The organism is Enterobacter sp. SCRI0065 (assembly GCF_059766475.1).
The window spans coordinates 68,324-90,279 of the sequence record NZ_JCBAJB010000001.1 but is presented as its reverse complement, the minus strand read 5'-3'; the positions used below and the strand labels follow the sequence as shown (position 1 = coordinate 90,279).

Sequence of the window (21,956 nt, the reverse complement as noted above, 5' to 3'; positions counted from 1 at the left end):
TTACGGCAGGATGGACGGCTGGTCCGCCCCTTCCTTTTCAACTTTCTGCTGGAGCAAGTGCTCGCGTCTCATACCCAGCTTCAACGCCAGCGCGGACGCGACGTAGATTGAAGACGCCGTACCGATGGAAACACCGATCAACATGGTCAGCGAGAAGCCTTCCAGAATCGGGCCACCGAAGAGGAACAGCATCAGGATAACCATTAAGGTGGTCCCGGATGTGATCAACGTACGGTGCAGCGTTTGGGTCAGTGAAACGTTAAAGATTTCGTACGGCGTACCGCGACGGATCTTACGGAAGTTCTCACGAATACGGTCAGATACCACGATGCTGTCGTTCAGTGAGTAACCGATAACCGACATCAGAGATGCCACGATTGTCAGGTCGACTTCAATGTGGAACAGCGATAGCACACCCATGGTGATGACCACGTCGTGCGCCAGGGCGATAACCACACCCGCCGCCAGACGCCATTCAAAGCGGAAACCAACGTAGACCAGAATGGAGATCAGCGCGGCCAGCAGGGCCATCGCACCGTTCTGCGCCAGATCGGCACCCACGCTTGGACCAACAAACTCGATACGCTTAACCGTTGCGTCCTGGCTGGTCGCCTGGTTAATAACGTTTACGACCTTGCTACCCAACTCCTGGCTGCCGTTGGCATCGTGTACCGGAGGCATACGCACCATGATGTCACGGCTGCTGCCAAAGTTCTGTAACTGCGGCTCTTCAAAGCCCGCCTTTTGCAGTGCCTGACGCATTTGGTCCAGATCGGCCGGTTTTTCCAGGGTAATTTCAATCACCGTACCACCGGTGAAATCCAGACCCCAGTTAAAACCACGGACGCCGATAATCGCGATGGACACAATCAGCAGAAAGCCTGAAATGCCAAACGCCCAGTTGTCCCAGCGCATAAAGTCCCAGACTTTACGGCCGTGGTTCAATTGTTCAACAGTATATTCCTGTGCCACAACGCACTCCTCAGATAGACAGCTTTTTGACGCGCTTGCCGCCATACAGCAGGTTCACGATGGCACGGGTGCCGACAATAGCGGTAAACATTGACGTTGCTACACCGATACCGGTAGTGATAGCAAAGCCTTTGATTGCGCCAGTACCCACTGCATACAGGATCAGAACCTTAATCAGTGTTGTAACGTTCGCATCGAAGATAGAGCTAAATGCGCCTTTATAACCTTCATCAATCGCCTGTTGTACAGAGCGACCGTTGCTCAGTTCTTCTTTGATACGCTCGTTTATCAGTACGTTGGCATCGACCGCAACCGCAAGGGTTAGGACGATACCCGCGATACCCGGCATGGTCAGAGTCGCCCCTGGCAGCAGGGACATAATACCGATGATCAGCACCAGGTTGGCGATAAGCGCACTCGTCGCGATAAGACCGAACTTCTTATAGAAGAAGAGCATAAAGAGGATGGAGACGGCCAGACCTGCCAGGCAGGCTTCCAGACCCTGAGTGATGTTCTGCATACCCAGCGTTGGACCGATGGTACGTTCTTCAACAATCTGAATCGGCGCAATCAGCGCACCGGCACGCAGCAGCAAGGAGAGCTGACGCGCTTCGTTCGGGTTGCTGATACCAGTGATACGGAAGCTGTTACCCAGACGAGACTGGATGTTAGCGACGTTAATCACCTCTTCTTCTTTCACCAGAATCGCACGACCGTTGGCATCTTTCTTGCCGCTGTCTTTGTACTCCACGAACAGGGTCGCCATCGGCTTACCGATGTTGTCCTTAGTGAAGTTAGACATGATGTTACCACCCGCGCTATCCAGCGAGATGTTCACCTGCGGTTGGTTGTATTCGTCCTGATTTGAAGTGGAGTCGGTGATGTGGTCACCGGTCAGAATCACGCGTTTGAACAGCACAACAGGCTGACCTTCACGAGTCTGCTTCACTTCAGAATCACCCGGTACACGGCCAGAAGCCGCAGCAGACTGATCGACGTTGGTATTGACCAGACGGAATTCCAGCGTTGCGGTCGCACCCAAAATCTCTTTGGCACGCGCAGTATCCTGAATACCCGGCAGCTCAACGACGATACGGTCAGCACCCTGACGCTGTACCAGTGGCTCAGCGACACCCAACTGGTTGACACGGTTACGCAGGATATTGATGTTCTGCTGTACCGCATATTCACGCGCTTCACTCAGGCGTGTATCGGTCATCACGGCGCGCAGCTGGTTGCTGCCCTGGCGAGAAATCACCAGATCGCGGTGACGCGTAGTCAGATAATCAACCGCCTGATCGCGAGCGGTACCGTCACGGAACGTGATGCTCATTCCGTAGTTATCTTCCTTACGCACGTTGGTGTAAGGAATGCCTTTTTCGCGCAGATCGCTGCGCAGGCCGTCCATATTCTGTTCCTGCAGCTTACCGAGCGCGGTATCCATATCCACTTCCATCAGGAAGTGAACGCCGCCACGCAGATCGAGACCGAGTTTCATCGGCTCAGCGTTAATGGCAGCTAACCAACGCGGGGTTGCAGGAGCAAGGTTCAACGCCACGACATACTTATCACCCAGCACGCCCATCAGCGCCTCACGGGCGCGAAGCTGCGTATCGGTGGTGTCGAAGCGAGCAAGAATTGCGCCCTCTTCCAGTGCCACAGACTTAGCGGTAATTTTTTCTTGTTGTAAAGTGTTCTGGACCTGGATCAGCGTTTGCTCACTGGCGGCGACACCGCGCGCGCCAGTGATTTGAACAGCCGGATCCTCACCATACAGGTTGGGAAGCGCATACAGCAGGCCGACGACAATCACGACGACCAGCATGACGTACTTCCACAAAGGATAACGGTTTAACACGGCAGTTCCCTTTGGGAAAAGTGGGATTACAGCGCTTTCATAGTGCCTTTAGGCAGTACGGCAGCGACGAAGTCACGCTTGATAACCACTTCGGTGGTGTCGTTCAGCGCGATGGAGATATAGCCAGTCTCAGCAACTTTCGTTACGCGACCCACCAGACCACCATTGGTCAGGACTTCATCGCCTTTCGCGATGGAGCTCATCAGATTTTTGTGTTCTTTAGTACGTTTCTGCTGTGGGCGCAGGATCATGAAGTAGAAAATCAGACCAAACACCACCAGCATCAGAATCAGAGACATTGGGCTGCCCTGCGATGGAGCGCCTGTTGCTGCTACCGCATCAGAAATAAAAAAGCTCATTCAAATTCCCTCATTTATTAAATTAGTCAACGTTCAAAGGTGGAACTTCACGACCCTGACGTTGGTAAAAATCGGTCACGAAGCTCTCTAATTTACCCTCTTCGATAGCCTTACGTAAACCAGCCATTAAGCGCTGATAATAACGAAGATTATGAATGGTGTTGAGACGCGCGCCTAAAATCTCATTGCAACGATCGAGATGATAAAGGTACGCACGAGAATAATGACGACAGGTATAGCAATCACACTCGGCGTCGAGCGTGCTGGTGTCGCTTTTATGCTTCGCATTACGGATTTTCACCACGCCATCGGTAACAAACAGATGCCCGTTACGCGCGTTACGGGTTGGCATGACGCAGTCGAACATATCAATGCCGCGACGTACGCCTTCAACCAGATCTTCTGGTTTGCCAACGCCCATCAGGTATCGTGGTTTATCAGCTGGGATTTGCGGGCAAACATGCTCCAGGATGCGGTGCATGTCTTCCTTTGGCTCACCCACAGCTAAACCGCCGACAGCGTAGCCATCAAAACCTATCTCTACCAGACCTTTAACAGAGATATCACGTAAATCTTCGTAAACGCTGCCCTGAATAATGCCGAACAGCGCATTTTTGTTTTCCAGCGAGTCAAAGCGGTCACGACTACGTTGCGCCCAGCGCAAAGACATCTCCATCGAACGTTTAGCATAATCCCAGTCTGCAGGATAAGGCGTACATTCGTCGAAGATCATGACAATATCGGAACCGAGATCGTATTGAATCTCCATCGACTTTTCTGGATCGAGGAAAATCGGATCGCCGTTAATAGGGTTGCGGAAATGCACGCCTTGTTCGGTGATTTTACGGATATCACCCAGGCTGAAGACCTGGAAGCCGCCGGAATCGGTCAGAATCGGGCCTTTCCACTGCATAAAATCATGCAGGTCGCCGTGCAGTTTCATCACTTCCTGGCCCGGGCGCAGCCACAGGTGGAAGGTGTTACCGAGGATAATTTGCGCGCCAGTGGCTTCGACTTCTTCCGGCGTCATCCCTTTTACGGTGCCGTAGGTGCCCACAGGCATAAACGCAGGCGTTTCAACCACGCCGCGATCAAACACCAGGCGACCGCGACGTGCGCGTCCGTCGGTGGTATCGAGTTCAAATTTCATTATTTCTCCAGCGCCAGAAAAACAGTCCAACGCGATAAATCAGTGTCGCGGACTTATTCCCCGACACGCTCATTCAAAGCCTGCGGATTGTACGTGATAAACATCGCGTCCCCGTAGCTAAAAAAGCGATAATTTTGTTCTACCGCAGCCTTGTAGGCATTCATTGTATGCTGATAACCCGCGAAGGCGGACACCAGCATAATCAAAGTCGATTCAGGCAGATGAAAATTGGTCACCAGCGCATCAATCACTTTGTACTGATAACCTGGGTAAATGAAGATCTGCGTGTCACCAAAGAATGGCTCAATGAGGCCAGCTTTTGCGGCCTGGGCGGCGCTTTCCAGAGAACGCACGGACGTGGTGCCGACGGCAATCACGCGACTACCGCGGGCTTTCGCAGCCAGCACAGCATCGACTACATCCTGCGGCACTTCGGCATATTCGGAGTGCATGATGTGATCTTCGATGGTGTCCACGCGCACAGGCTGGAAGGTCCCAGCGCCCACGTGCAGCGTGACAAACGCCATCTGAATGCCTTTCTCGCGCAGTTTTTCCAGCAGCGGCTCGTCAAAATGCAGACCCGCCGTCGGTGCGGCAACGGCACCCGGTTTCTCGCTGTAGACGGTCTGATAAAGTTCGCGATCGGCTTCTTCATCTGGACGGTCGATATACGGCGGCAGCGGCATGTGGCCGATAGCATTCAGAATATCCAGTACCGGACGTTCGTCGTTAAACTCCACTTCAAACAGCGCGCCGTGGCGGGCAGTCATGGTGGCATTGATGCTCTCGTCATCACCCAGCAGCAGTTCCGCGCCAGGCTTTGGCGCTTTGGACGCGCGAATATGTGCCAGAATACGCTTATCATCGAGCATACGTTCGACCAGCACTTCAATCTTGCCGCCGCTGGCTTTACGGCCAAACAGACGGGCGGGAATCACGCGGGTATTGTTAAAGACCAGCAGATCGCCAGGGTTGAGCTTGTCGAGCAAATCGGTGAAAGTACCGTGCGTCAGCGCGCCCGTCGGCCCGTCCAGGGACAGCAAGCGGCAGCCACTGCGCTCCGGCTGCGGATAGTGGGCAATCAGGGAATCAGGTAATTCAAAAGAGAAATTGGCGACGCGCATGACTTATACTCGTGACTTAAAAACAGGCGGCTTAGTCTAGTGCTCACGCTCCTTTGCTGCAACAACTAGCCGTAATCGGATCTTAAAACGCATGAATTTTCTCGCACACCTGCACCTCGCCCATCTCGCTGACAGCTCCCTTTCGGGTAATTTGCTGGCGGACTTCGTTCGCGGTAACCCGGCAGATGACTATCCTGCCGAGGTCGTGGACGGTATTTTCATGCATCGCCGCATCGATGTGCTGACGGATAACCTGCCTGAAGTCACAGAAGCGAAAGCCTGGTTCCGCCCGGAAACGCGCCGCGTTGCACCCATCACTCTGGATGTCATGTGGGACCACTTTCTTTCGCGTCATTGGGCACAGGTCTCGCCCGAGATGTCATTGCCGGAATTTGTCCGTTATGCCCATTCTCAAGTGGCAACCATTTTGCCGGACTCTCCGCCGCGCTTTATCAATCTGAATGAATACTTGTGGTCCGAACGCTGGTTGGAGCGCTATCGCGAGATGGAATTTATTCAGAACGTGCTGAATGGAATGGCCAGCCGTCGCCCACGCCTGGACGCGTTGCGCGATTCGTGGCAAGACCTGGACACCCATTACGATGCTCTGGAAGCGCGTTTCTGGCAGTTTTACCCGCGAATGATGGCGCAGGCAAAAAATAAAGCGCTTTAGCAGAAATGTGATTGATAGGTAAAAGCTGGCTGAACGATTGCCCGCACCTCTTTGTCATCCTGCCAAACACTCTCTATAATGGCACGCGTTGCGTTCCAAATAACCTTAGTATCTACAGGAGAATCACATGGTTCTGGTAACTCGTCCGGCCCCAGATTTTACGGCAGCAGCTGTTCTGGGCAACGGTGAAATCGTTGATAATTTTAATTTCAAACAGCACACCAATGGTAAAGCTACCGTTCTGTTCTTCTGGCCGATGGACTTCACCTTCGTTTGCCCATCAGAACTGATCGCATTCGACAAGCGTTACGAAGAATTCCAGAAACGCGGCGTTGAAGTTGTTGGCGTTTCTTTCGACTCTGAGTTTGTACACAACGCATGGCGTAACACCCCTGTCGACAAAGGCGGCATCGGTGCAGTGAAATACGCAATGGTTGCGGACATCAAACGTGAAATCCAGCAGGCTTACGGTATCGAACATCCGGACGCTGGCGTTGCACTGCGTGGTTCTTTCCTGATCGACGCTAACGGCATCGTTCGTCACCAGGTAGTGAACGATCTGCCACTGGGTCGTAACGTTGACGAAATGCTGCGCATGGTTGACGCGCTGCAGTTCCACGAAGAGCACGGTGAAGTGTGCCCGGCTCAGTGGGAAAAAGGCAAAGAAGGTATGAACGCGTCTCCGGACGGCGTGGCTAAATACCTGAGCGAAAACGTTTCTAGCCTGTAATTTGGCATAGAGATTAAAAAGGCTCGCTTAGCGAGCCTTTTTTGTTTAGAACGCGAAACAAGAACAGCCTAATACTCCCCAGAATGCCCGATCGTCGGAAACTGGAATTCCGGAATGTCGTGCGATGCCATGCTCATGGCCGTGCACACCACAGCTGCCGATACATTGATGCATTTGCACCACAGCGCCCACCTTCGACGCCACGGGCGGCGCGGACCGGTAATGCCCAGGCACGTTCACTACCGGCGACCACTCCGGCAGTACCGGGATAGGCGGTGGCGACAGTGGACCGAAATGCCCGGCGGCATAGACCACTTTGCCGTCGACGATCGTCAGCACCGATTCAATACCTTTGATCTCCTCCTCCGACACGCTGAAGTAGTCTTTTGACAGCACCACCAGATCGGCAAGCTGCCCTGCCACAATGCGCCCTTTCTTGCCCTGTTCGCTGGAGAACCAGGCGCTGCCTGCGGTCCACAGCTCCAGCGCCACGTCGCGCGGCAATCGGTTACTGTCATCGTACATCGCCAGCCCGCCTACGGTGCGCCCGGATACCAGCCAGTAGAGTGCGGTCCACGGGTTATAACTCGCGACACGAGTGGCGTCCGTCCCCAACCCTACCGGTACCTCCAGCTCCAGCATTTTCGCGACCGGCGGCGTGTGTTTCACCGCATCGTTACCATATCTGTCGACAAAGTACTCCCCCTGGAAGGCCATACGATGCTGCACGGCTATGCCGCCGCCGAGCGCTTTCACACGTTCGATATTGCGCTCGGTGATGGTTTCCGCATGATCGAAGAACCAATGCAGACCGTTGAACGGAATATCGCGGTTCACTTTCTCGAACACATCCAACATCCGACTGATGGATTCATCGTAGGTGGCGTGCAGGCGGAACGGCCAGCGGTTCTCTACCAGATGGCGTACCACGCGCTCCAGTTCGTCTTCCATACCTTCTGGTAGATCCGGGCGCGGTTGCAGGAAATCTTCAAAATCCGCTGCCGAAAAGACCAGCATCTCCCCCGCGCCGTTGGCACGATAGAAATCAGTCCCCTGTCCCGGCTTGAGCATATCGGTCCAGCGCTCAAAATCTTCCAGCTCATGCTGCGGCCGCTGGGTGAAAAGGTTGTAAGCGATGCGGATCGTCATTTGCGATTTAGCGTGCAGCTCGTCGATAATTTCGTAATCTTCCGGGTAGTTCTGGAAACCGCCCCCCGCATCAATGGCGCTGGTGAGCCCTAAGCGATTCAGCTCGCGCATAAACTGACGTGTCGAATTCACCTGCTGCTCCAGCGGCAGCTTCGGCCCTTTAGCCAGCGTTGAGTACAGGATCATGGCATTAGGTTTGGCAATCAGCATCCCGGTTGGGTTGCCGTTATTGTCCCGGACAATTTCGCCACCCGGCGGATTTGGTGTCGCGTTGGTATAGCCAACCGCTTTTAGCGCGGCACGGTTGAGCAACGCGCGGTCATACAAATGCAGCACAAAAACGGGCGTATCCGGCGCAGCCTCGTTCAGTTCTTCAATCGTCGGCATGCGACGCTCGGCAAACTGGAATTCGCTCCAGCCGCCCACCACGCGCACCCACTGCGGCGTTGGCGTCCGATCGGCTTGCACTTTGAGCATCCGTAACGCATCCGCCAGCGACGGTACGCCTTCCCAGCGCAGTTCAAGGTTGTAATTCAGCCCACCACGAATCAAATGCATATGCGAATCATTGAGCCCTGGGATGACCGTACTGCCCTTGAGATCGATGATTTGCGTGCCTTCGGCGGCATAGCTCATGATGCGATCGTGACTGCCGGTCGCGATGATCTTACCGTCTGCAATCGCGACCGCGTCGGTTTGCGGATTTTCACGATCGAGCGTGTGGATCGTACCTTTCGTTAAAATCAGTGTGGCCTTTTGAGACATAACGTACTCCTCGAAGCCGAATCAGGCTTTTTTTAGCCATCCGGCGAACAGGCGGGTCACGATGGGCATCCATAGCCAGACCACCAGCGCAACCACGAAGGCATCATTCAGAAAATGCAGGAATAGAGAACCTTTCAGGCCAGGAAGCAGCGCCCCGGTGATCTTCGGCACCACGTTGGTGCTGGGGAAAATCACCAGTAACGTGAGCAGAAACTGCTTCCACGATTTTGGCTTACGAACGTGTGATTCTGGGGGAGTAAACCAAAATGCCGCCTCGGTACGGACTTCAATTTTGTCGCCTTCGGCCAGCAGCGGTTCGATCTCCTTCACCAGCAGCGCGCGGGTGTCGGACTGCGTCCATGCATAGAGATGCTCAATGGTGTCGAAGCGAATCACCACCGTCCACAGGTTTTGTCCCGCTGGTGGGCGGATAACGTTCGCGCCGAGATGGCCGGGAAATTCTGCCGCAATGGGCATAATTTTGGCCAGCCACTGCTCGTAGCGTTGTTCCTGTCCGGCAAGCAGGGTATGGGTGATCACCAACGTCACATGTGCTGTATGTGCCATGAAGTTTTCCTGATCTTTGAAATGGCGGGACGCGCCCGCCCGGAGAGTTAGGCTTTACGCTCAGGCGCGCCGTGAACCAGGGTGTAGGCGTAATCCACGCCCATACCGTAGGCACCGCTGTGTTCACGCACCAGATCCATCACCGGATCGTAGGTCTCTTTACGTGACCAGTCGCGCTGGTATTCAAGGAGTACCTGCTGCCAGGTGACTGGCACAGCACCAGCCTGCACCATGCGGTCGATAGCACGTTCGTGGGCGTCAACGGAGGTCCCACCGGAGGTATCGGTGACAACATACACCTCGAAACCTTCGTCCAGCGCCATCAGCGCCGGGAAGGTCAGGCAAACTTCGGTCCATAGAGCAGAAATGATGAGTTTTTTGCGGCCCGTTGCTTTCACCGCCGCAACAAACGCATCATCTTCCCATGAGTTCATTGAGGTACGTTCAATCGGTTTGACGTCCGGGTGAACCGCCAGCAGTTCCGGCCAGATATAACCGCTAAAGCTTTTCGTTTCTACCGACGTATAGATAACGGGCACATTAAATATTTTGCCGGCTTTAGCCAGGGCAACCGTATTATTCTTTAATAATTGACGGTCAATATTAGCGACACCAAAGGACATCTGCGGCTGGTGATCGATAAAAATCAACGTGGAGTTAGAGGGGTCAATCAATTCACGAATAGACATAAATATACCTTTTAATCAATACGTTAAAAGTTAATGGTTTTGTGTGCTATATGAGAAAGGGCCCTGACTTATTAAGCAATTTGAGTATAGCGAGAAATGATTTAAGAGATATTGAAGATATTTGTCCGCTCTGTTTAATTTAACAGAACAACGGAGGAGAATATTGGGTAACCGGCGCAAATACGCCGGTTACCTGTCAGTATTAGCCGAACCAAACGGACGCTGAAATCGCAGGTAAAGAGAGCACGCCTTCTTGCAGTTCCCCCTTACCTTCTTTGAGCAGCCAGCGTTCCACGTCCAGTAACGGTGAATCGTCCAGCACCACTTCACACGCCTCACCACGGTTAATCGCCACCAGCACGCGCTGCTGGTTATACACGCGGGCAAACACCACGACGTTATCGTGAGCGTACATCACCTGACAGCCACCGTAGCGTAGCGCCTGGTTTTGCTTACGCAGCTTCGCCAGACGTTGATACAGCGTGAAAAGCACGTTGTCCTGCTTTTCTGCTTCCCATGGGAATGTCTTGCGGCAGAAAGGATCGTTATTGCCATCAAGGCCCACTTCGTCACCGTAGTAAATGCACGGCACGCCGGGCCAGGTAAACAGCCAGGTGACCGCCAATGGCAGGCGGGCCACGTCTTTGCCTAATAATGATTTGAAGCGCGCGGTATCGTGACTATCAAGCTGGTTAAACATCCGTAGCTGCTGCTGATGGGACAGGCTCGCGCGGTAGTTATCCATCCATTTCATGCAGATTTCGGCGTCTATTTGCTGCGGATCGTATGAAATATCGGTGTTCGCCAGAAACCCCCAGAGAGGGAAGGTAAAACCGCGATAGTTCATCGCCGAATCCTCGGCATCTGCCTGTAGCCATTGACGCGCGTCGCCAAAATGCTCGCCAAAAACAAATGCTTCTGGGTTTGCCCTCTTCGCAGACTGGGTAATTCCGCCGACGTGCTGTAGATTATTGCGCGCGCCCCCCGCCTCACCCAACATATGAACCACGTCCAGACGCCAGCCGTCCATGTTCCACGGCGCTTTTAGCCAGTGTTGGACAATGCTGTCCTCGCCGCCGTAGATCTCGTCGACCAGCGAAGATGACTGAAAATCCAGTTTTGGCAGGCTGGCATAGCCGAGCCAGTCCAGCGCACAACCATCGTCGCTAAAGCTGTACCAGTCGCGTTGAGTGGAATCAGGATTGTGGCATGCGCCGCCCATCGTTTGATTATGTCGGTCAAACCAGGCGTGAGAATCCCCGCTGTGGTTGAATACGCCATCCAGAATCAAGCGCATGTCTTCGCGCCGGGTGTTTTCTCGCAGCCGCAGCAAGGCCTCGTCACCGCCAAACTGCTCGTCAACATGACGGTAATCTTCAGTATCGTACTTATGCACGCTAGGCGCTTTGAATACCGGGTTGAGGTACAGCGCCGTCACGCCCAGCGTCTTCAGGTACGGGAGTTTCTCGCTAATCCCGTCCAAATCGCCCCCGTAAAAAGTAGACCCACCGGCCTGCGCCGTTAGCGGTTGATCCCACGCTTTACGGATAATGTCGTGGCCTGCGGCATGGTGATAGTAAACCTTATCCTGCTGAGCGGTTCGTTTCTCACTGCGGGCAAAGCGATCGGGGAAGATTTGATAAAAAACCTGCTCATTCACCCACTGCGGGCCGCTATCGGGGTAATCAACGGCGAATTGCTCCAGCCGAGCAGGAGGAAAACGGCTAAACCCCTGCGGGGTGAACCAAAGCTGACGGTTATTCCATAGCAGCTTAAAGCTATAACGGCGGCGCGGCTGGCCCTGGGTAAGGTCGATGGTCGCTCGCCACGCCGTCACGCCAGGCTTCGGCTGACTGCGCTGTTTGTGCATTACGAGCGTTGTTTCTTCATTATCCACCTCAGCGCGTAGCGTGACGCGCTCGGGCTGATTTTCTCCCGTCAGCCATAATGAGATGACAAGCTTGTCTTTGTTTTGCTTAACAAATGGGGCAACCGGAAGGTGCCAGGCGTTCAACATCACGAATCCCCTTTGATGAATTTGACGTCACCTTGCCATAGGGTGGTTAAGGTTAGCTCATCATGGAACGGTTTATTAGGGGAGGAGGACGGGGGAGGAGGAAAAATGCCCGGAATAACCGGGCACTCAAACTACTGCGCTTCTGCCAGTCGGCGCTCGCGGCGGCGTTTAAACGCCCAACCCACCAGCAGCAGAACGATCCACGCAAAGCCAACGTACAAAGAGATGCGCGTTTCCGGATGGTAACCGATCAGGCCGATGATAAAGACCAGGAAGATAAGTCCAACCACGGTCGTTGGCACACCGCCAGGGACTTTAAACGCCAGTGCTTTGACCTCTTCCGGCGGCAGGCGACGGCGGAAGGCAATCTGTGACATTAGAATCATTATCCACACCCAAACCGTCGCGAAGGTCGCCAGTGAGGCAATCACCAGGAAGACGTTTTCCGGCATGATGTAGTTCAGGTAGACCGAGAACAGCAGCGCGACGGTCATGACCAGCACCGTAACCCACGGCGTACCGCGGCGCGAGGTTTTGGCGAAGACTTTCGGTGCATTGCCCTGCTCGACCATGCCGTGCAGCATGCGCCCTACCCCAAACACATCACTGTTGATGGCCGAGAATGAGGCGGTCAGCACCACAAAGTTGAGGATGCTGGCGGCAAACGCAATACCCAGATGCTGAAAGGTCAGGACAAACGGGCTACCGTTAGTGCCGACCTGGTTCCATGGATAAATGGACATAATCACAAACAGCGTGCCCACGTAGAATACCAGGATACGCATCGGTACGGAGTTGATCGCGCGCGGAATGGATGTCTGCGGATCTTTCGCTTCTCCCGCAGTGATACCGATAATTTCGATACCGCCATAAGCGAACATCACCATTTGCAGCGACATCACCATGCCGAGCCAACCGTTGCTAAAGAAGCCGCCGTTGGTCCACAGGTTATGAATACCGGTCGGCTGTCCGCCGTTGCCAATACCCCAGATAATGATGCCGAAACCCGCGATAATCATGATGATAATGGTGGCGACTTTAAAGAACGAGAACCAGAACTCCAGTTCACCAAAGACTTTGACGCTCATCAGGTTCACGCCGCAGATAATGAGCACGACGCTCAGCACCCAGATCCAGTGCGGCACCAGCGGGAACCAGACGCCCATGTAAATACCGAAGGCGGTGACGTCAGCAATCGCCACTATCAGGATTTCGAAGCAGTAGGTCCAGCCGGTGATGTAACCTGCCAGCGGGCCTAAGTTCTCCTGAGCATAGCGCGAGAAGGAGCTGGCGGAAGGATTGTGTACTGACATCTCCCCCAGCGCACGCATGATGATATAGGCCGCCACGCCGCCGATAATATAGGCAAGCAGGACGCTCGGTCCCGCCATCTTGATAGCATCAGCCGAGCCATAAAACAGGCCAGTACCAATTGCCGAGCCCAATGCCATAAACCGAATATGGCGGGTGCTCAGTCCACGTTTTAGTTTGTTCGTGCTTTCCATTAAAATCTTGCCATTCAACTCAAAAAAAACAAAAAACCACGGGGCCTTAAGCCCCGTGGTTAAACAATTTTATCGTTGATTAATGCGCGCTGGAAGTTACCTGACGCCCTGCTGCACGGTCCCAGACAATCACCAGAACCAGTGCCACAACCGTTGGCATCAGCCAGGCCAAACCTTGTTCGGACAGCGGCAGGCGCTGTGTCCAGGCTGGCAGGACTTCACCGAATGCCGACGCTTTAATCCCGTCAAGAATACCAAAAAGCAGACTGATAAACATCGCTGGCGCAATAATTCGTGACGAATTATTCCACCACGAACGGGTGAAGCTCAGGACAACCAGCACGATACACGGCGGATAAATCGCGGTCAGCACCGGAATAGAGATCTGAATCAGATGGCTCAGGCCCAGGTTCGAGACCGCCATTGAGAAGCCGCCCAGGATAAACACCAACGTACGGTAAGAGAGTGGCAGATACTGCGCGAAGAACTCGGCACACGCACAGGTCAGGCCAACCGCCGTCACCAGACACGCCAGGAAAATCAACGCCGCCAGCAGCATGCTTCCCGCACCGCCAAAGGTATGCTGAACATAAGCATGCAGAATCGCTGCGCCGTTTGCATTTTGATTGACCAGCGTCGCGCTGTCGGAACCCAGGCGGAACAGCGCCAGATACAGCAGCGTCAGGCCAACACCGGCCATCAGACCAGCCCAGATGGTATAGCGAGTCAGCAGACGCGCTTCGGTCACGCCACGAGAACGCGCCGCGTTAACAATCACAATACCGAAGACCATTGCGCCCAGCGTATCCATCGTCAGATAACCGTTCACAAAGCCGTTGGAGAAGGCCGCATTTTTATAGGCGTCCATCGCATCGCTGATAGGGCCTGCTGGCCACACAACCGCAGCGACAGCCAGTACAACCAGCGCAACGATTTTCATCGGTGCCAGGAAGTTACCCACGGTATCGAGCAGTTTGCCCGGATAGAGCGAAACCAGAATAACAATCGCGAAATAAACCAGGCTGTAGATAAACAGCGGCATTGCGCCATCGCCCGTCAGCGGGGCAATGCCCACTTCAAAGGAAACCGTCGCAGTGCGCGGCGTCGCAAACAGCGGGCCAACGGCCAGGTAGCAAACGGTCGCCAGCAGAACGCCAGCCACTTTACCGATTGGCGTACTGAGGCTATCCACCCCACCACCGACTTTCGCCAGCGCGACAACGGTGAGTACCGGTAGACCCACAGCGGTAATCAGGAACCCAAAAGCCGCTGTCCAGACGTGTTCACCCGCCTGCAAGCCAACCATGGGAGGAAAAATGATATTTCCTGCGCCGACGAACAGCGCAAAAGTCATAAAGCCCAGCGCGATGATGTCACGCGATTTTAAATGATGGGTCATAGAACCTTACTGCCTGTGGATGTGGTGTTGTAAACGTTGAAATTTTCGCCATCCCAAAAGGGACAATACGGCGGAAAATTAACTCTATTTCAGCGGGATATGCTCCCATGCTGGCGTGGCGAAGAATAGTTTTTCGATTTACCGCGCAAATACAGTCGGTATGACAGTACATGGGGCGCAATTTAAACGCTTATAACGTTTAAAGGCAAGGTGGGATCGTAAAACCAGAACAATATGCCAGCATGGGAATGAGGTCTGGAACAATACGCTAAGTATAAGAAAAACCCATGGGTAATCATGCGAACAAAAAAGCATCAGCCGTATAAAATTCACGCGCGTTTTTCTTGACTGCAAAGTAAACAGGCCAGCAAAGGCTGGCCTGTGGAAAGGAAATCTGACACCCGCAATATCAGGCGCTTTTTTTGGCAATTAATCGTTCCGGGATGATAAAGCTGAATCGCGTACCTTTGCCCGGCGTGCTCTGAATATCCAGCCGACTTTCGTGATGATTGACGGCGTGCTTCACAATCGCCAGGCCCAATCCGCTTCCGCCAGTTTGTCGGGACCGCGCTTTGTCAACGCGATAGAAACGTTCGGTCAGGCGCGGAATGTGCTCCGCTGCGATACCCGGCCCATTATCTTCTACGCTGAACTCTGCGCCCGTCGGAAGATGCCGCCAACGAACCACAATTTTGGTTCCTTCCGGGGTGTGATTGACCGCGTTGTAGACCAGGTTAGAGATAGCACTGCGCAACTGATCTTCGCTTCCGAGTACTTTCAGCGCGTTATCCACCTCAAACACAATGTCATGTTTTTTGTGACTCAATGTCTGAGCTTCACGCTCCACAACCCGCAACATCATAGGCACATCGATAGTCTCATTCAGCGCCAGCGTCGGTGCCGCTTCGATTTTTGAAAGCGTGAGAAGCTGCTTCACCAGCCCTTCCATACGATGGGTTTGCTCGCGCATGGTGTGCAGCGCTTTCTCGCGCGGCGCGCCTTCCAGCGTTTGCTCCTGCATCATCTCCAGATAGCCCTGAAGCACGGTGAGCGGAGTCCGAAGTTCATGGCTGACGTTGGCAAAGAAGTTGCGTCGCGCGCCTTCAAGCTGGTGCATCTGGGTCACATCTCGCGCCACCATCAGCCATTGCCGATCGCTATAAGGCATCACGCGAATTTCCAGGTGTCGACCGGTGTTTAATATCAAATTATGTGGCCGAGAAAAGTCACGTTTTTTTAGGTAAACCGTGAATTCGGGATAACGCAGGAGGTTAAGGATATTTTGGCCATTATCGTCGGGCCAGCGTAATCCCAGCAGCTGTTGCGCCAGTCCGTTGCACCAAAAAATCGTCCCTTCTTCGGTCGTCAGGATCACGGCATCCGGCAGCGACTCCGCGCCGCTGCGAAAGCGTTTAATCAAACTACCCAGCTCACGACGGCGCTTTTTGTTACGCATTTGCATCTGGTGAAGGCCGTACAGTAAAGGCTCCCAGCTGCCGCTACCGGGGGGCGGCGTCATGCTGCGATCCACCCACAGCCACCAGGATAGTCTCAGTAAATTCCAGAAATGCCAGATCAACAGACTCGTCACTGCCGCCAGTAAAAACCACGGCAAATGACCAAAGATAGCCCCCAAAATGAGGGCCGGAAGACAGCATAAGATCAGTTCAAAAACGAGCCTTTTCCATGACAGACGTTCCAGCACGCGTCACACTCCTGTCATTAATCAGAAACGGGTTGAAAAACGATAACCCGTGCCGCGAACCGTCTGCACCATGCGATCGTGGCCGCTGTGTTCCAGCGCTTTACGCAAGCGGCGAATATGCACATCGACCGTTCGATCCTCGACATAGACGTTAGTTCCCCAGACGTTATTCAGCAACTGCTCTCGGCTGTATACGCGTTCCGGATGAGTCATGAAGAAGTGCAATAATTTGAATTCAGTTGGTCCCATGTCGAGCGGATTTTCACCGGTCATCACACGATGCGAGGTCGGGTCCAGACTCAATCCCTGCATCTCTATCACCTCTTCCACCGCCATCGGTGAAATACGGCGCATCACCGCTTTGATACGCGCCACCAGCTCTTTCGGCGAGAATGGCTTGGTGATGTAATCATCGGCGCCCGTCTCCAGACCGCGTACACGGTCTTCTTCTTCACCGCGCGCCGTCAGCATGACCACTGGAATATCACGCGTCATGGCTTCACGCTTAATATGTTTGATAAATTGCAGTCCAGAGCCGCCTGGCAACATCCAGTCAAGCAGAATCAAATCAGGCCAGGGTTCGTTCAGCTGATTCACCGCGCTGTCATAATCTTCAGCCTCCACCGGCTGAAAACCGTTTTGTTCGAGCACGAAGCACACCATTTCACGAATTGGAGCTTCATCTTCTACGACCAGAATACGTCTCGCCATACTTTGCCCTGTCTTATTTAAGTTAATAGTTTGTAATGCGGCGTCATTATGCGTCAGATTTATGACAGATTTATGAAAAACATCACTACCACAAATGGCAAACTGTTGTTTTGTTACAGCGGTTATTTTCCTGCCTCTGAAAGTTTATAATCCTCTTCACCTTTTTTTGCCACGGATCTGTTATGCGCATACTTCACACCTCGGACTGGCATCTGGGTCAAAATTTTTACAGCAAAAGCCGCGCCGCTGAACATGAAGCCTTCCTGAACTGGCTGCTGGAAACCGCCCAGTCACACGAGGTAGACGCGATTATTGTCGCGGGCGATATTTTTGATACCGGATCGCCACCCAGCTATGCGCGTGAGTTATACAACCGCTTCGTGGTCAATTTGCAGCATACCGGCTGCCATCTGGTGATCGTTGCAGGCAACCATGACTCGGTGGCAACGCTTAATGAGTCTCGCGATATCCTCGCGTTTCTGAATACCACCGTGGTCGCCAACGCCGGTCAAGCTCCGCAAATCATGAAAAAACGCGACGGCACGCCGGGTGCGGTGCTCTGCCCGGTTCCTTTTTTGCGTCCTCGCGACATCGTGCAAAGCCAGGCAGGACTTTCAGGCGGCGAAAAACAGCAACATCTGCTGCAATCCATTACTGAATATTATCAGCAGCAGTATACCGATGCCTGCGCGGTTCGCGGCGACACTCCTCTTCCGGTCATCGCCACCGGACATTTGACCACCGTGGGCGCCAGTAAAAGTGACGCGGTCCGTGAGATCTATATCGGTACTCTGGATGCGTTCCCGGCGCAAAACTTCCCTCCAGCCGATTACATCGCGCTGGGCCATATCCATCGCGCGCAGGTTATTGGCGGGTGCGAGCATATTCGCTACTGCGGCTCACCGATATCACTGAGTTTCGATGAAACAGGTAAGCCTAAAAGCGTCCATCTGGTGAGTTTTTCCGAGGGAAAACTGAGCACCGTCGAGACCCTGCAAGTCCCCGTTACGCAACCGCTGGCGGTGCTAAAAGGCGACCTGGCGAGCATTACCGCGCAGCTCGAACAGTGGCGTGGCGTCGAGCAGGATCCTCCCGTCTGGCTGGATATTGAAATCACCACCGACGATTATCTCCACGATATGCAGCGCAAGATTCAGGCGTTAACCGAAGATTTACCCGTTGAGGTTTTACTGGTGCGCCGTAGCCGCGAGCAACGCGAGAAAATTCTCTTAAGTACGCAGCGCGAAACGCTAAGCGAACTGAAAGTTGAAGAGGTCTTTGAACGTCGACTGGCACAAGAAGAGATCGACGACGCGAAACGCGAAAGAGTGAACGAGCTTTTTACCCATACGCTACACACGCTGAATGATGAGGAAGAAAACGCATGAAAATTTTAAGCCTGCGTTTGAAAAACCTCAATTCTCTGAAGGGTGAATGGAAAATCGACTTTACCGCCGAGCCCTTCGCCAGCAACGGTCTGTTTGCCATCACTGGCGCAACCGGCGCGGGTAAAACGACGCTGCTCGACGCCATCTGCCTGGCGCTGTATCACGAGACGCCGCGCCTCAATACGGTATCTCAATCACAAAATGATTTGATGACCCGCGATACCGCTGAATGTCTCGCTGAAGTCGAGTTTGAGGTGAAAGGCGTCGCCTATCGCGCTTTCTGGAGCCAGAACCGCGCGCGCAATCAGCCAGACGGGAACTTACAGGCACCGCGTGTCGAACTGGCCCAGTGTGAAGATGGCAAAATCCTCGCCGATAAGGTGAAAGATAAACTGGAGCTGACCGCCTCGCTTACCGGGCTAGACTATGGCCGCTTCACCCGTTCGATGTTGCTCTCACAGGGCCAGTTTGCCGCGTTTCTTAATGCCAAACCGAAAGAGCGGGCCGAGCTACTGGAGGAGTTAACGGGAACCGAGATCTACGGTCAAATTTCAGCAAGGGTATTTGAACAACACAAGGCAGCCCGTACAGAACTGGACATTCGCGAAGCGCAGGCAGCGGGTGTTGTATTGTTGAATGATGAGCAACAGCAACAGTTGCAGCAACGTTTGCAGGCGCTCACTGACGAAGAAAAATCGCTGCTGGCCGATCAGTTAAGCCATCAGGCCCGGCATCAATGGCTGGTGCGCAGCGCGGAACTTTCGCAGGAACAACGGCGGACCCAGGAGGCGCATCAGCAGGCGTTACAGGCCCAGACGGATGCTCAACCTGAGCTCGATAAGTTAACGCTGGCGCAACCTGCGCTCGCCCTGCGCCCACTCTGGGACAGACAGCAAGAGCAGACGGCAAGTCTGACCCGAACGCAGCAGCAAATCGAAGAAGTAAACACTCGCTTACTGGAGCGCACGGCGCGGAGAGCGCGGATCCGTAACGGCGCGGTACGTCAGGTTGAACAACTCCAGACTCAACTTAAGCAATTCACGCACTGGCTCGAAGAGAACAGCCGTTTCGGACTGTGGAGCCAACATATTGCGGGCTGGCGGGCACTCTTTACCCAACAGCAGCGCGATAAGACTCAGCACTCTGCGCTGGCTAAACGCGTCGCTGAGCTGCAACAAAAAATAGCGGCGCTGCCGGCCGGGTCGCTCGCCCTTTCCGCTGAAGAGACCACGGCGGTAATGGAGCGTCAGGTGATGCTGCGGCCTGCACGTCAGCGTCTGGCAACCTTGCATGCGCGCTATCACCCGCTGAAAAAGCGCCTGGTTCATAGTCTCGATGCTCAACAAAAAGGACAGGTGGAGCAAAACCGTCTCGACCAGACTTTAGCGACGCGACGCCAGCAGTATAAAGAACGAAACCAGCACTATCTTGACCTGGAAACCTTGTGTAAACAGGAAGAGCTCATCAAGAGTCTTGAAGCGCATCGCGCCAATCTTGAAGCTGGTATGCCGTGCCCGCTGTGCGGCTCCCTTGAGCATCCAGCGGTTGCGCAGTATCAGGCGCTGGAAATGACCGCCAATCAGCGTCGTCGTGATGAACTAAAAAAGGACGTCAAGCAGCTCGAAGAGGAAGGACTGCTGCTGCGCGGACAGCTAAAAGCGCTGGTCGAACGGTTACAAAACGAGGCAACAGAAGCACAGACACTCACTCAGGAAGAGCAGGCGCTTATCAAAGAGTGGCAGGAAGTGTGCGCTTCTTTGAACGTTAGCCTGAATATACAAGATGATATTGCCGCGTGGCTGGACGAGCAGGAGCAGTACGATCGTCAGCTGTATCAACATAGCCAACGACAGGCGTTCCAGATCCAGCTTAACGATCTCGAACAGCAGACTCTGCAAATCCAGCAGCAGATCGATTCACAGCAAAAATCCTTACGTAGCGCCCTGGCCGAACTCGCACTTACCGCCCCGCAAGACGACGACATTCCGGCGTGGTTGGCGCAGCGAGAAGCCGAAGCGCAGGCATGGCAGGAAAAGCAAAAGCACAGCGTCGCTGTCCAGGAACGTATAAGCGCACTCACGCCGCTGCTTGATACGTTACCGGTTTCAGAGAACGAGTCATTAGATGAACCGGTGCCCGAAAGCTGGCGTGAAATCCACAACGAATGTATTTCGCTACAAAGCCAGCTTGCGACCTTACAGCAGCAGGAAAACAACGATCGCGAACGTCTAACCCAGCTGCAAACGCAGTTCGCCACGGCGCTGGCTGAAAGCTGCTTTGCCGATAAGGACGCTTTTCTCGCGGCGCTGCTTGAGGGCGATACCGTCCGCCGTCTGGAGCACCTTAAGCACACGCTGGAACAGCAGATACACCAATCCTCCGCGCTGGCAGCGCAGGCGCAACTGCAATTAAAAGAACACGCCGCGCATCAACCTGCGGATTTGCCTGACGGTCTCGATGTGCCGACGCTTGAAGCTCAGCTCCATCAGCTTACGCAAAGGCTGCGAGAGAACACCACGCATCAGGGTGAAATCCGCCAACAGCTCAAACAGGATAGCGATAACCGCCTGCATCAACAGGCACTGATGCAGCAAATTGAAGAGGCGGCCCGCCTGGCGGACGATTGGGGTTACCTGAATTCACTGATCGGCTCCAAAGAGGGCGACCGATTCCGTAAGTTCGCCCAGGGGCTGACGCTCGATAACCTGGTGTGGCTGGCGAACCAGCAGCTCAACCGCCTGCATGGGCGTTATCTGCTGCAACGAAAAGCCAGCGACGCGCTTGAGCTTGAAGTGGTTGATACCTGGCAGGCCGATGCGGTGCGCGATACCCGCACGCTGTCCGGCGGCGAAAGCTTCCTGGTCAGCCTCGCGCTGGCGTTAGCGCTTTCCGATTTGGTCAGCCATAAGACGCGTATCGACTCGCTGTTCCTCGACGAAGGCTTTGGCACGTTAGACAGCGAAACGCTGGATGCCGCTCTGGATGCGCTGGATGCGCTGAATGCCACCGGGAAAACCATCGGCGTGATTAGCCACGTCGAAGCGATGAAAGAGCGTATCCCGGTCCAGATTAAGGTGAAGAAAATTAACGGGTTGGGGTATAGCAGGCTGGATAAGGTGTTTGCGGTGGAGTGACTGATGCCCTCACTCTGACCCTCTCCCGCGGGGGAGAGGGAAAAGAAACCAATAATGGTAG

17 protein-coding genes are annotated in these 21,956 nt (G+C 54.0%); 4 read left to right on the top strand and 13 right to left on the bottom strand.

From position 1 onward, the window contains the following. Genes secF through queA form a run of 5 tightly spaced genes read right to left on the bottom strand, consistent with a single transcriptional unit; the run spans position 1 to position 5,463 of the window. Positions 1–972 carry a protein translocase subunit SecF gene (gene secF, locus AC6EMZ_RS00410; protein ID WP_498400397.1) on the bottom strand — a complete coding sequence of 324 codons (972 nt, stop codon included), beginning with the start codon at positions 970–972 and terminating at the stop codon, positions 1–3. A 10-nt stretch (positions 973–982) separates the two neighbouring features. Continuing rightward, positions 983–2,830 carry a protein translocase subunit SecD gene (gene secD / locus AC6EMZ_RS00405; RefSeq protein WP_498400396.1) on the bottom strand — a complete coding sequence of 616 codons (1,848 nt, stop codon included), beginning with the start codon at positions 2,828–2,830 and terminating at the stop codon, positions 983–985. A 26-nt stretch (positions 2,831–2,856) separates the two neighbouring features. Further along, positions 2,857–3,189, bottom strand: a complete 333-nt coding sequence (gene yajC / locus AC6EMZ_RS00400) for a preprotein translocase subunit YajC (RefSeq protein WP_062773927.1) — start codon at positions 3,187–3,189, stop codon at positions 2,857–2,859. Positions 3,190–3,211: 22 nt separating this feature from the next. Next, positions 3,212–4,339, bottom strand: coding sequence for a tRNA guanosine(34) transglycosylase Tgt (gene tgt, locus AC6EMZ_RS00395; protein WP_498400395.1), 1,128 nt, complete (start codon positions 4,337–4,339; stop codon positions 3,212–3,214). Between the two features lie 53 nt (positions 4,340–4,392). Continuing rightward, on the bottom strand, positions 4,393–5,463 hold the full coding sequence (gene queA, locus AC6EMZ_RS00390) for a tRNA preQ1(34) S-adenosylmethionine ribosyltransferase-isomerase QueA (protein ID WP_498400393.1): 1,071 nt from the start codon (positions 5,461–5,463) through the stop codon (positions 4,393–4,395). 91 nt (positions 5,464–5,554) lie between these two features. Here queA and acpH point away from each other — a divergent pair, with 91 nt between their 5' ends. Further along, on the top strand, positions 5,555–6,136 hold the full coding sequence (gene acpH, locus AC6EMZ_RS00385; protein ID WP_498400392.1) for an ACP phosphodiesterase: 582 nt from the start codon (positions 5,555–5,557) through the stop codon (positions 6,134–6,136). Between the two features lie 127 nt (positions 6,137–6,263). Then, positions 6,264–6,866 (top strand): peroxiredoxin C, encoded by a 603-nt coding sequence (locus tag AC6EMZ_RS00380; protein WP_498400390.1) that lies wholly within the window; start codon positions 6,264–6,266, stop codon positions 6,864–6,866. 45 nt (positions 6,867–6,911) lie between these two features. On the opposite strand, the gene AC6EMZ_RS00375 is transcribed toward AC6EMZ_RS00380, so the two are convergent. The 8 genes from AC6EMZ_RS00375 to phoB form a co-directional block, all read right to left on the bottom strand. Then, complete coding sequence (locus tag AC6EMZ_RS00375; protein WP_498400389.1) at positions 6,912–8,780, bottom strand: amidohydrolase; 1,869 nt, start codon at positions 8,778–8,780, stop codon at positions 6,912–6,914. A gap of 21 nt (positions 8,781–8,801) precedes the next feature. Then, positions 8,802–9,347, bottom strand: a complete 546-nt coding sequence (locus tag AC6EMZ_RS00370) for an antibiotic biosynthesis monooxygenase (RefSeq protein ID WP_498400388.1) — start codon at positions 9,345–9,347, stop codon at positions 8,802–8,804. 47 nt (positions 9,348–9,394) lie between these two features. Further along, a complete protein-coding gene (locus tag AC6EMZ_RS00365) occupies positions 9,395–10,036 on the bottom strand; it encodes a hydrolase (RefSeq protein ID WP_498400387.1) in 642 nt (213 codons plus the stop codon). A gap of 202 nt (positions 10,037–10,238) precedes the next feature. Continuing rightward, positions 10,239–12,053, bottom strand: a complete 1,815-nt coding sequence (malZ, locus tag AC6EMZ_RS00360; RefSeq protein WP_498400386.1) for a maltodextrin glucosidase — start codon at positions 12,051–12,053, stop codon at positions 10,239–10,241. 131 nt (positions 12,054–12,184) lie between these two features. After that, positions 12,185–13,558 carry a proline-specific permease ProY gene (proY, locus tag AC6EMZ_RS00355; protein WP_498400385.1) on the bottom strand — a complete coding sequence of 458 codons (1,374 nt, stop codon included), beginning with the start codon at positions 13,556–13,558 and terminating at the stop codon, positions 12,185–12,187. A 79-nt stretch (positions 13,559–13,637) separates the two neighbouring features. Next, positions 13,638–14,957, bottom strand: a complete 1,320-nt coding sequence (brnQ, locus tag AC6EMZ_RS00350) for a branched-chain amino acid transporter carrier protein BrnQ (RefSeq protein ID WP_498400383.1) — start codon at positions 14,955–14,957, stop codon at positions 13,638–13,640. Positions 14,958–15,366: 409 nt separating this feature from the next. Beyond that, on the bottom strand, positions 15,367–16,662 hold the full coding sequence (gene phoR / locus AC6EMZ_RS00345) for a phosphate regulon sensor histidine kinase PhoR (protein WP_498400382.1): 1,296 nt from the start codon (positions 16,660–16,662) through the stop codon (positions 15,367–15,369). A gap of 21 nt (positions 16,663–16,683) precedes the next feature. Further along, complete coding sequence (phoB, locus tag AC6EMZ_RS00340; RefSeq protein WP_095280962.1) at positions 16,684–17,373, bottom strand: phosphate response regulator transcription factor PhoB; 690 nt, start codon at positions 17,371–17,373, stop codon at positions 16,684–16,686. A 182-nt stretch (positions 17,374–17,555) separates the two neighbouring features. Here phoB and sbcD point away from each other — a divergent pair, with 182 nt between their 5' ends. Next, positions 17,556–18,761 (top strand): exonuclease subunit SbcD, encoded by a 1,206-nt coding sequence (sbcD, locus tag AC6EMZ_RS00335; protein ID WP_498400381.1) that lies wholly within the window; start codon positions 17,556–17,558, stop codon positions 18,759–18,761. Next, entirely contained in the window at positions 18,758–21,895 is a 3,138-nt protein-coding gene (sbcC, locus tag AC6EMZ_RS00330; RefSeq protein ID WP_498400380.1) for an exonuclease subunit SbcC, read from the top strand. The genes sbcD and sbcC overlap by 4 nt, the downstream gene beginning before the upstream one ends. The last annotated feature ends 61 nt before the right edge of the window (positions 21,896–21,956 follow it).